Below are 12429 nucleotides of genomic sequence, written 5' to 3' on the forward strand. Positions count from 1 at the left end.
TCCGTCGCGCCGCAGTCCTTCACTCTGGTTTTTCCTGCCTCAGCCAGCCGACTCGAACGTCGAATCCGACACAAGTTTGAGCATCTCGCACACCACGACCAAGATGCCCGGCAGCAGAGGGAATGCCATGACCGATCACCAAGCCCCATCCGCAAGCGCACCGCGAACCGTCACTGACGTTTTCGCGCAGCTCGCGGTGCGGCATGCCGATGCCACGGCCCTGGTGCACGGCGCTCAAGCCCTGAATTACGCACAGCTGCAAGCACGCGCGGACGCCCTGGCCCTGCGCCTGCGCGCCTGCGGCGTGATGCCGGCCTGCGTGGTCGGTGTGGCGCTGCCGCGTTCGATCGACAGCATCGCCACCCTGCTGGCCATCCTGCAGGTCGGCGCCGCCTACCTGCCGCTCGATCCAGCCTATCCCGTCGAGCGCACCAGCCACATGCTGCGCGAGGCCGGCGCCGGCCTCGTCATCACCCATGCCGCGCATGCCGAACGGTTCTCGGCGCACGCCCCGCTGCTCGTGCTCGACGCCGCGCAAGCCAGCCTCCCGCCGCGCGTGCTGCCACTGCCGCCGCAGGCCGTGCCGCTGGCCTACATCATGTACACCTCGGGCTCGACCGGCCTGCCCAAAGGCATCGGCATCCCGCACGCGGCCATTCTGCGCCTGGTGATCGAGCCCAACTACATGCGCCTGGGACCCGACACCCGCATGCTGCACGCCGCCCCCTTGGGGTTCGACGCCTCCACCCTTGAAATCTGGGGGCCGCTTCTGAACGGCGGCATGTGCGTGCTGCACGACGAAGACCTGCCCACGCCGGCGGGCCTGGCCCGCACCATCGACACGCACGCCGTGAACACCGCCTGGCTCACCGCAGCGCTGTTCAACGCCGTGGTCGACGACGACCCCAAGCACTTGCGCGGCCTGGCGCAACTGCTCACCGGCGGCGAGGCGCTGTCGGTGAGCCACGTGCGCCGCGCGCTGCAGGCCCTGCCCGAGGTGCGCCTGATCAACGGCTACGGCCCCACCGAGTGCACCACCTTCTCCACCACCTTCACCATCCCGCACGATCTGCCAGCAGACACCCGCAGCATCCCCATCGGCAGGCCGATCACCGCCACGCAGGTGCATGTGCTGGGCGCCGATCTGGCCGCGGTTCCAGCAGGTGAGGTCGGCGAACTGTTCGTGGGCGGAGCCGGGCTCGGCGTTGGCTATCTCAACCGACCCGAACTCACCGCCGAGCGTTTTGTGCCCAACCCCTTCGGCGCGGCCGGTGAGCGTCTCTATCGCACCGGCGATCTCGTGCGCCAACTGCCCGACGGCAACCTCGACTACATCGGCCGTGCCGACACCCAGGTCAAGATTCGCGGCTTTCGCATCGAGCTTGGCGAGATCGAAGCTGCGCTCGCCGCGCATCCCGCCGTCAAGTCCTGCGCCGTCATCGCGCGCAAGGACGCCGCCGGCAACGCTCGCCTCATCGCCTATGGCGTTGCTTCCGGCCAAGCCCCGAGCAGCGCGGATTTGCGCACCTTGCTGGCCAAACGCCTGCCGGATTACATGCTGCCCGCAGCCTTCGTCTGGCTGCCCGCCCTGCCCATCACCACCAACGGCAAGCTCGACCAGCAAGCGCTTCCCGAGCCGGAAAGCAGCCGCCCCGACCTGACCACCCCCTACCAAGCCGCGCAGAGCGAAGCCGAACAGCGCGTGTGCGATGCTTTTGCCCAAGCCCTGGGCCTGCAGCAGGTTGGCCGGCTGGACAATTTTTTCGACCTCGGCGGCAACTCGCTGCTGGTGCTCAAGGTGCTGTCGCTGCTGGGCGATGCGGCACGCAGGCTGGGCACCCATGCATTCTTCAGCCAGCCCACGCCCGCCGCCCTGGCACGTTTGCTGCAGACCGCGCCCAACCCTGATGACAACGCCGCGCCCGCGCTGGATGCGCGCCGCCTGTCCAGCCGCATGCTGGCCGGGCCAGCGCAGGACGCAGCCGCACGGCATGAGCACACGGCGCAGGCAAGCGGCCCCGAGCCCATCGCCATCATCGCCACCGCCGGGCGCTTTCCCGGCGCGGCCGATGTCGAACAGTTCTGGGCCAATCTGCTCGCCGGGCGCGACAGCATCACCCAATTCAGTTCGAGTGAGCCCCCAGGGGATGGCTGCGCCACTCCCACCCCCCAAGGGGGGCAAGAAAGCTTGGGGCGGCCCGGCGCTTCCTTGCTGGCCTCGCTCGACCCCGGCATCCCCGCCAGCCTGAGCACCAACCCTGACTACGTGAAGGCCCGCGGCATCATCGACGGGGTCGATCAGTTCGACGCCGCCTTCTTCGGCATCAGCCCGCGCGAAGCCGCGTTGATGGACCCGCAGCAGCGCATTTTTCTCGAGCTGTGCTGGCAATGCCTGGAGCGCGCCGGCCACGCGCCCGACGCCGTGCCCGGCCCCGTCGGCGTGTTCGCCGGCATGTACAACGCCACGTATTTTCAGCATCACGTGCAGCACCGGCCCGACCTCATCGACCAGCTCGGCGCCTTCCAGGTCATGCTCGGCAACGAGAAGGACTACATCGCCACGCGCACCGCCAACCGCCTCAACCTCACCGGCCCGGCGGTCAGCGTGCACACCGCCTGTTCCACCTCGCTGGTGGCCATTGCGCAAGCCGTGGTCAGCCTGCGCGCCGGGCAGTGCGACATGGCGCTGGCCGGCGGCAGCTCCGTCACCTGCCCGCCCAACAGCGGCTATCTGTACCAGGACGGCGCCATGCTCTCGCCCGACGGCGCCACCCGCAGCTTCGACGCCCGCGCCCAGGGCACGGTGTTCTCCGACGGCGCCGCCGTGGTGCTGCTCAAGCGCCTGGGCGACGCGCTGGCCGATGGCGACTCGGTGCTCGCCGTGATTCGCGGCGTAGCCATCAACAACGATGGCCGCGACAAGGCCAGCTTCACCGCCCCGAGCGTGGACGGCCAAGCCGCCGTCATCGCCGCCGCGCAGCGCGACGCCGGCATCGACGCCCGCAGCGTGAGCTATGTCGAAACCCACGGCACCGCCACGCCGATGGGCGACCCGGTGGAAGTCGAAGCCCTCACCCGAGCCTTTCGCCAGCACACCGCCGACACCGGCTTTTGCCGCATCGGCTCGCTCAAGAGCAACGTCGGCCACATGGTCATCGCAGCCGGAGCTGCGGGGATGATCAAGACGGCACTGGCGCTGGCGCACGAAACCCTGCCGCCCAGCATCCACTACACCGCCCCCAACCCCGGCATCGACTTCGCCCACAGCCCGTTCACGGTCTGCAACGCGCTCACGCCCTGGCCACGCGGCGAGCAGCCGCGCCGCGCCGGGGTCAGCGGCTTTGGCGTCGGCGGCACCAATGCCCATGTGGTGCTGGAAGAGGCGCCGCTGCGCGCACCGTCCTCCGCCGCCGCCGGCCCGCAGTTGCTCACGCTCTCGGCCAAAACGCGCGCGGCGCTGGACGCCATGGCCACGCAGCTCGCCGCGCATCTGCAAGCGCACCCGCACATCAATCTGGCCGATTGCGCCCACACCCTGCAAGTCGGGCGCAGCGTTTTTGCGCATCGCCTGTGTGTCGTCGCAACGACGGCGGATGAAGCCGTGCAAGCCTTGCAAACGCCCAGCCACGCGCTGCGCGCCCAGCGCCAGATCGGCAGCAGCGCGCCGGCGCCCATCTGGATGTTCTCCGGCCAGGGCGCGCAATACCCCGGCATGGGCAGCGGCCTGTACGCGGCAGACCCGGCTTTCCGCGCGGCTTTCGATACGGCGGTGAACGCGCTCGCCCCACACCTGCCCTTCGACTTGAAGGCCCGCATGTTCGATGGCGACAGCGCAGCCCTCGCCCAAACCGCCACCACCCAGCCCGCGCTGTTCGCGCTCGAATACGCGCTGGCGCAAAGCTGGCTGGCGCGCGGTGCGCGGCCCGCGGCATTCATTGGCCACAGCGTCGGCGAATTCGTCGCCGCCGCGCTCGCCGGGGTCATGCCCCTGCAAGACGCCGCCGGCCTGGTGGCGCAGCGTGGCGCGCTGATGCAGGCGCAGCCGCCCGGCGGCATGCTGTCGGTGCGCCTGCCCGTGGCGGAGGTGCTCGCGCGCCTTCCCACCGCCTTGGCCCTGGCCGCCGAGAACGGCCCTACCGCCTGCGTCGTCGCCGGCCCCAGCGCCGACGTGCAAGCCTGGCAGACCGAGCTGGAAGCCGTCGGCGTGCAATGCCGCCTGCTGCAAACCTCGCACGCCTTCCATTCATCGATGATGGACGGTGCGCTCGACGCCTTTGCCGCCGCGGTGGGCGCGGTGAAGCTCTCGCCACCCACCATCCCCATCGCCTCCACCCGCACCGGCGCCTGGCTCACCGATGCCGACGCCACCAGCGCCGACTATTGGGTGCGCCACCTGCGCGAGCCGGTGCGCTTCTCGCCCGCCGTGCGCACCGCGCTGCAACGGCACCCCGACGCCGCGTGGGTCGAACTCGGCCCGCGCGCCACCCTCGCCACCCTGGCGCGTCAGCATGGTCCGGCCGGAAATGGCAAGCGCCCTCCTGGAGATGGTGCAGCCATCCCCACCCCCCAAGGGGGCCAAGGAAACTTGGGACTGCGCGCCGCGGCTCCAAACCCGCCGGCGCGGGATTGGACAGCGCAAAGGCCAGCCGACTCAGGCGGTTGGCGGCCCGGCGTTTCCTTGTTCGCCGTGGCCAGCCTGGCCGACGCGCCCGAGCGCGAAGCCGCGCAGATGCTGCTCGCCCAGGGCGCGTTGTGGACCGCAGGCCTTGACCTGCCCGCGGCCGCCGCCAACCCCGCCACCGGCCGCCGTCGCATCCTGTTGCCCACCTACGCCTTCGAGCGCAAGCGCTTCTGGATCGACGCGCCCGTGGCGCACGCCGCGTCAACGCCGCAAAACCTTCCCCTCCCCAACCCTCCCCACGCCGTGGGGAGGGAGCAAGGCCCCAGTTCCAGCACCGCCGCCATCACAAGCGCCACCACTGAAGCCTCCGCAGACTCCACTGCTGACGCCGGCCGCGTGCTCCTCCCCCACCCCGTGGGGGAGGCCGGGAGGGGGATGGCTCGCTCAGCACCCAACCCCAGCGCCACCGTGCTGGCCTTCGTTCCACCCCCTCCCTCTTCTGCAATGTCCACGACCCAGCCCGACATCGCCGCCGCGCCGACATCCGCTGCCCGCAAGGACCAATTCATCGCCCGCCTGCGCGACATGTTCGAGGACGTCTCGGGCGAAGACCTGAGCCAGGCCGACGCCGCGGCCGCCTTCGTCGAACTCGGCATCGACTCGCTCACCCTGACGCAAGCGGCGCTGCAGGTGAGGAAGGAGTTCGGCGTTCCCGTCACCTTCCGCCAGTTGATGGAAAGCCTGCGCAGCATGGATCTGCTCGCCGCCCACCTCGACGCGCAACTGCCGCCCGAGCCAGTGGCCGCCGCGCAAGCCCAGGCACCCGTGGTCGCGCAGGCACAGGGGGCGGACATGGAGCAGGCCGCGCCATGTGCTGCGGCCATGCCCGCGATGTTCGCCACCGCACAAGCCAGCATGCAAGCCATGCCCATGCCACCGCTCGCGACAGGCGTGCCCTCCAGCGCCTTGCAGCAACTCATCCAACAGCAAATGCAGCTCATGGCGCAGCAGCTCGCCTTGCTGAGTGGTACGCCGCTCATGGCCGCGTCGCCCGCTGCTGCTGCCGCCACGCCCGCCAGTGCCACGGTTCCGCAAACAACAGCGGCAGCAGCGGCGACCGCTGCAGCACCCCGGTCCGCAGCTGTCGCAACACACGCCACGCCAGCCCTATCGACACCCGCTGCAGCGTCGCCCGACGACACCCAGCGCTACGACGTGAAGAAGGCCTTCGGCGCCATCGCCCGCATTCATACCCAGGCAAGTCCCTTGACCGAGCGCCAGCGCGCCCGCCTGGCCGCGTTCATGCGGCGGTATGTCGGGCGCACCGCCAAGAGCCGCGCTTACACCGCGCAGCACCGCGACCACCTCGCCGACCCGCGCGTGGTCAACGGCTTTCGGCCGATGATCAAGGACATCGTCTATCAAGTCGTGATCGAGCGCAGCAAGGGCGCGCACATGTGGGACCTGGACGGCAATCAGTATGTGGACGTGCTCAACGGCTTCGGCATGAGCCTGTTCGGCTGGCAGCCCGACTTCGTGCTCGACGCCGTGCGCCAGCAGCTCGACGCCGGCTACGACATCGGCCCGCAGCACCCGCTCGCCGGCCCGGTGGCCGAGCTGATCTGCGAGCTCACCGGCTTCGACCGCGCCGGCCTGTGCAACACCGGCTCCGAAGCCGTCATGGCCTCGGTGCGCATCGCCCGCACCGTGACGGGCCGCAGCACCGTGGTGCTGTTCACCGGCTCCTACCACGGCACGTTCGACGAAGTGCTGGTGCGCTCCGGCAAGCAGCACAAGGGCATTCCGGCCGCGCCCGGCATCATGCGCGGCATGTTCGGCGACGTGCGCGTGCTCGACTACGGCAGCCCCGAGGCGCTGGCGTTCATCCGCGCCAACGCTGACGACCTGGCCGCCGTGCTGGTGGAGCCGGTGCAAAGCCGCCGCCCCGAATTCCGCCCGGTGGACTTCCTCAAGGAGGTGCGCAGCATCACCGCCGCCAGCGGCGCCTGCCTCATCTTCGACGAAGTCATCACCGGCTTCCGCTCCGCGCTCGGCGGCACGCAAGAGCTGTTCGGCATACGCGCCGACCTGGCCACCTACGGCAAGGTCATCGGCGGCGGCATGCCCATCGGCGTGGTGGCCGGCAAGCGCGAGTTCATGGACGCGCTCGACGGCGGCCCCTGGCAGTTCGGCGACGACTCCATCCCCAGCGTCGGCGTCACCTACTTCGCCGGCACCTTCGTGCGCCACCCGCTGGCCCTGGCCGCCGCCCACGCCAGCCTGCTGCACCTGAAAGCAGCCGGGCCCACGCTGCAACACAAGCTCAACGCTTCGACCACCGCGCTGGCCGAAGAACTCAGCGCCTTCTGCCGCGAGCAAGGCGCGCCGCTGGAAATCCGCCACTTCGCCTCGCTCTGGCGCGTCGCCTGGCTGGAAGACCACCCGCTGCAAGACCTGCTGTTCGCCATGATGCGCAGCCGCGGCGTGCACATCCTCGACAACTTCCCATGCTTCCTCACCACCGCGCACAGCGAGGCCGACATCCGCCTCGTCGCCACCGCCTTCAAAGACTCGGTGCGCGAGCTGCAGGAGTCCGAATTCCTGCCGCGCCACAAGTCCCCGGTGTCGGTGGTGTTCGACGCCGCCAGGCCGCCCGTGCCCGGCGCCCGCCTCGGCAAGGACGCCAGCGGCAAGCCCGCCTGGTTCGTGCCCAACCCGGCCGAACCCGGCCGCTTCCTCAAGGTGGGCGCGTGAGCCTCTCACCCGGGAGCACACACCCATGAACGACATGAGCCAAGACCCAGGCCCAGGCGGCCTCTCCGCCGTCGATTACAACCCCTTCGCCGACGCCGCGCCCATCGCCCGCGTCGTGCCCACCACCGAAGCGCAGCGTGAAATCTGGCTCGCCTGCCAGCTCGGCGCCGAAGCCAGCCTGGCCTATAACGAATCGGTCAGCCTGCGCTTGCAAAGCCCATCGCAGAGCGCGCTCGATGCCGAAACCCTGCGCCGCGCGCTGGGCACCCTCGTCGCCCGCCACGACGCGCTGCGCGCCACCTTCGGTGCCGACGGCCAGGACATGTTCGTCGCCGAAACCCTCGCGCTCGACATGCCCGTGCACGACATCAGCGCCCTCACCCCCGAGCAGCGCGAGGCCTCGCTGCAGCGCCATATCCGCGCCGACGTCGACACCCCGTTCAACCTCGAACAAGGCCCGCTGCTGCGCGCCCAGCTCATCGAGCTGACCGAGTTCGATGCCGTGCTGGTGCTCACCGCCCACCACATCGTCTGCGACGGCTGGTCGTTCGGCGTGCTGCTGCGCGAGCTGGCCGCCTTGCTCACCGTCGCGGCGTCAACCCATCCCGATGCCGCCTTGCCCGTCGCTGAAACCTATGCCGACCATGCCCTGGCGCAGCTCGACCCAGTCCATGTCCAGCAGGCCGAGGCCGATACAAGCCATTGGGTCTCGCTGTACGACCGCTCGGTGCCCGCGCTCGATTTACCCACCCGTCGCCCGCGCCTGCCCCAGCGTGCTTTTGCCTCCCGGCGTGAGGACTTGCGTCTCGACTTCGGCACGCTCGAAGCCGTGCGCAAGCTCGGTGCGCGCCATGGCGTCAGCCTGTTCGCGGCGCTGTTCGGCGTCTTCGCCGGCCTGATCTCACGCTTGTCTGGGCAAGACGAAGTCGTCATCGGCGTGTCGGCCGCAGGGCAGTCGGCCGAGGGCGGCCACAGCCTCGTCGGCCACTGCGTCAACCTGCTGCCCATCCGCATGCTGGTCGATGTCGAAGCCGACGTATCCGCGCTTTTGCTGCAATCCCGCACCGCCGTGCTCGACGCCTACGAGCACCAGAGCGTGAGCTTCGGCGGCCTGCTCAAACATCTGCAACTGCAGCGCGAACCGGGACGCCTGCCGCTGGTGTCCGTGCTGTTCAATCTGGATGCGCGCATGGATGCCGCCGCCTTCGCCCCGGCGGGCCTGCAAGCGGAGGTTTTTTCCAATCCGCGCAGCGCCGAAAATTTCGAGCTGTATCTCAACGTCACCCAGGACACGCAAGGGCTGCTGCTGGAATGCCAGTACAAGACCGCGCTGTTCGATCAGGCCACGGTGCGCCGCTGGCTTGAGCTTTACCGCGAAGCGCTGGTGCGCGCCGCGGCGGAACCGGCCCAGCCCCTGGCCGCCCTGTTGGCCCCGCCGCCAGCCGAGCAAGCCCTGCTCGCTGCCTGGAACAACACAGCGCGCGACAACCCGCCAGGGCTGCGTCTGAGCGATCTGCTGCAAGCCGGCCTGCAGCATGACCCGACCGCCACCGCGCTCGTGTTCGAGGGTCAAACCCTCAGCTACCGCGAGCTGCATGCCCGCGCCCGCCAACTTGCCCATGCGCTGCGCGCGCAGGGCGCCGGGCCGGGCGAGCTGGTGGGCGTGTGTCTGGAGCGCAGCCTCGATCTGGTGGTGGCGCTGGTGGGCATCATCGCCAGCGGCGCGGCCTATGTGCCGCTGGACCCATCCCTGCCCGTCGAGCGCCTGGCTGGCATGGTCGAAGATGCCGGGGTCAAGCTGCTGGTCACGCGCCACACCGAACATGCCGGCCGCAGCAGCGCTTTCGCTGCGGCCGGCCATGCCGTGTTCATCGACGCCATCGTCTGGCAAGCCGACGACGCGGTGCCGCCGTTGCCGCAGCTGGGTGGCGATGCCGACCCGGCCTACGTCATGTTCACCTCGGGCTCCACGGGCCGGCCCAAGGGCGCGATGAACGCGCATCGCGGCATCGTCAACCGCCTGCTGTGGATGCAGCAGGCCTACGCCCTGCAGCCCGGCGAACGCGTGCTGCAGAAAACCCCGTTCAGCTTCGACGTGTCGGTGTGGGAGTTCTTCTGGCCGCTCTCGGTTGGAGCCACGCTGGTCGTGGCCAGGCCCGACGGCCACCGCGACAGCGCCTATCTGGCCGATCTGGTGCAGCGCGAGCGCATTGACGTGATGCACTTCGTTCCATCGATGTTGCGCTTCTTCCTCGATGAGCCCGCCGCACCCGCATGTGCCCGGCTGCGCCGCGTCGTCTGCTCCGGCGAGGCGCTGCCGCTCGATCTGGTCGAGCGCTTTTTCACGCTGTTGCCGCAAGCCAAATTGGCCAACCTCTACGGCCCGACCGAAGCCGCCGTCGACGTCAGCGCCTGGGAATGCCGGCCTGCGGAGCCCTCCGGCACCGTGCCCATCGGCGCGCCGATTGCCAACACCCAGTTGCATGTGCTCGACGCCCGGCTGCGGCCCTTGCCCATCGGCACGGCGGGCGATCTCTACATCGGTGGTGCGCAAGTCGGCATGGGCTATGTCAAGCGCCCGGAGCTGACGGCCGAGCGCTTCATCACCGATCCGTTCAAACCCGGTGGACGCCTGTACAAAACCGGCGACATCGCCCGCTGGCGCGGCGACGGCGCGCTCGACTATCTGGGTCGCAGCGACCATCAGGTCAAGGTGCGCGGCTACCGCATCGAACTGGGCGAGATCGAAAACCATCTGCTCACGCTGCCCGGCATCAGCCACGCCGTGGCCATCACCCGCGAAGACAGCCCCGGTGACTTGCGCCTCGTCGCCTATGTGGTTGGACGCGACGGCCCGGTCGACAGCGAACGTCTGCGCGAACGTCTGCGTCAGGTTTTGCCGGACTACATGGTGCCGCAGAACATCGTCCAACTCGACGCCATTCCGCTGCTGTCCAGCGGCAAGGTCGATCGTCGTGCGCTGCCCGCGCCGAACCCGGCGCAAACCGGGGCCGGGCGCAGCCGCGTGCCGCCGCGCGATGCCACGGAGCAAGCGGTGCTCGGCCTCATGGAGCAAGTGCTCAAGCTCCCCGAAATGAGCGTGCTGGACGATTTTTTCGCCCTGGGCGGACACTCGCTGCTCGCCGCGCGCCTGATCGCCCAACTCAATGGGGCACTCGACCTCAATCTGCCCCTGCGACTGGTCTTCGAGTCACCCACCGCCGAGCGCATGGCTCGGGCCATCGAGAAAGCCAGGGTCGCCGGAGGCATGGGCCGCGTTGCCATCCGCCACGACCCCTCGCGCATCGACGCGCCGCTGACCGCGCAGCAAGAGCGCATCGCCTTCATGGAAGAACTGTACCCGGGGCGCGTGGTCTACAACACGCCCTCGGCACACCGCCTGCGCGGCCCTCTGGCGCTCGACGCCTTCGAGCAGGCACTGCACGACCTGGTGTTGCGCCAGCCCGTGCTGCGCAGCTTCATTCGCACGACGAACGGCGTGCACGCGCAGGTGGTGGCGCCGCATGTGGAGTTCGAGCTGCCTTTCGACGACCTCAGTCAATGGCCGGATGCCGAGCGCGAGGCCGAGTTGATGCGCCGCATGCAGGCCATGGTCGACCGGCCCATCGACATTCACCAAGTTCCGCTGTTCCGTGCCGCGTTGTTCCGGCTGGCCCCTGAGGAGCATGCCTTCCTGTTCATGCCCCATCACATCATCTGGGATGGCTGGTCCTTCGATCTGCTCTACAGCGAAATGGCCGCGTGCTACACGGCACGCAAGCACGGCACGGCCAACACCCTGCCGCCCTTGCCCGTCACGTATGCCGACTACGCCCAGTGGCAAGCCGAATGGACGCAAAGCCCGGTCTTTGCCGCCCAGCTGCGCGAGTGGAACATCCGCATGGCCGAGGCACCGGCGCCCAAGGCCCCCAAAACCGACAAACCCCGCAGCGCCGGCATGAGCGGAGAGGGCGCGACCGAATGGGTGCGCATCGACAAGACCACGACGGAAAGCTTGCACGACTTGGCCCGGCAGATGGATGTCACGCTCAATATGCTGGCGCTTGCGCTCTACGGTGCCATGATGGCGCACGCGGCGGACAGCTCGACACTCGTCATCGGCGTGCCTGTGCGCGGGCGCATGATGACCGAGGTCGAGCCGGTGATGGGTTTTTTCAACAACCTGCTTCCCTTGCAGCTTCGCATCGACCTGAACCAGACGGCAACCGACTATCTGCGCAGCGTGAAGCAGGAGTTCATGGATGTGTTGAGCTTCCAGGACATTCCGTTCGAACGCCTGGCGATGGAGCCGGAGATGATGGCGCGCTCGCAGCGCGCTGGCATTTACCAGGCGCTGTTCTCGTTCCAGGACGCGCGGGAACGCACCCGACAATGGGCTGATTTGGAGCAGAGCAGCATTCTCATTTTCCAGAAAGGCGCCACCGAAGACCTGGGCCTGTGGCTGATGGAGGTGCCGGGCGGCCTGGAAGGCGGCTTCACCTACAACACCGACATCTACACGGCCCAAACCGCAGCGGCGTTCAAGGCCCGCTACTTGGAACTTGTGCAGCGCTTCGTCACTGGCCCGGGACAGCCGCTGCGCACGCTGCTGGCGCCGGAGCATTCCACCGCGGCAGCGGGCTTGCGGCATCTCTCGTCCGGCGACATGCCGCAACCCGCGCCGAGCTTGGCTCCGCCTGATGCGGCCCGCCCCCCACGCGAGCCCACCCGACCCCTCACCCCCACCGAGCAAGCTCTGAGCGAAGTCTGGGCTGGATTGCTGGGCCTGAAGCCGGAGCAAATTGAACCGCAAGACAACTACTTCGACCTTGGCGGCGACTCGCTCACCGCCATGCAGGCGGTCATCGGCATGCATGAACGCACCGGCAAGCGCGCCAACGCCCGCCTGCTCATTTTCGAGACACTGGGGCAAATCGCCCACCACTACGACGCACTCGAAGTTGAGGCCCTGACCAAACCCGGCCTGGTCAAGCGCCTGTTCGGCGGCCTGGGCCGCGGCAAGAGCATGCACTGAACAACCCCCGACGGAGGCC

At 69.0% G+C, this 12429-nt stretch carries 2 protein-coding genes; both read left to right on the forward strand.

Annotated features, from left to right (window positions below):
• Nucleotides 1-127 precede the first annotated feature (127 nt).
• Entirely contained in the window at nt 128-7375 is a 7248-nt protein-coding gene (locus ACYCUK_RS11095; RefSeq protein ID WP_461594828.1) for an amino acid adenylation domain-containing protein, read from the forward strand.
• A gap of 25 nt (nt 7376-7400) precedes the next feature.
• Nucleotides 7401-12410 carry an amino acid adenylation domain-containing protein gene (locus tag ACYCUK_RS11100; RefSeq protein ID WP_461594829.1) on the forward strand — a complete coding sequence of 1670 codons (5010 nt, stop codon included), beginning with the start codon at nt 7401-7403 and terminating at the stop codon, nt 12408-12410.
• Nucleotides 12411-12429 lie beyond the last annotated feature (19 nt).

This window comes from Thiomonas sp. (assembly GCF_054608695.1).

Excerpts from the sequence above, each read along its gene's own strand:
- ACYCUK_RS11095 (WP_461594828.1), top strand. The coding sequence starts at position 128 with ATGACCGATCACCAAGCCCCATCCGCAAGCGCACCGCGAACCGTCACT.
- ACYCUK_RS11100 (WP_461594829.1), top strand. The coding sequence starts at position 7,401 with ATGAACGACATGAGCCAAGACCCAGGCCCAGGCGGCCTCTCCGCCGTC.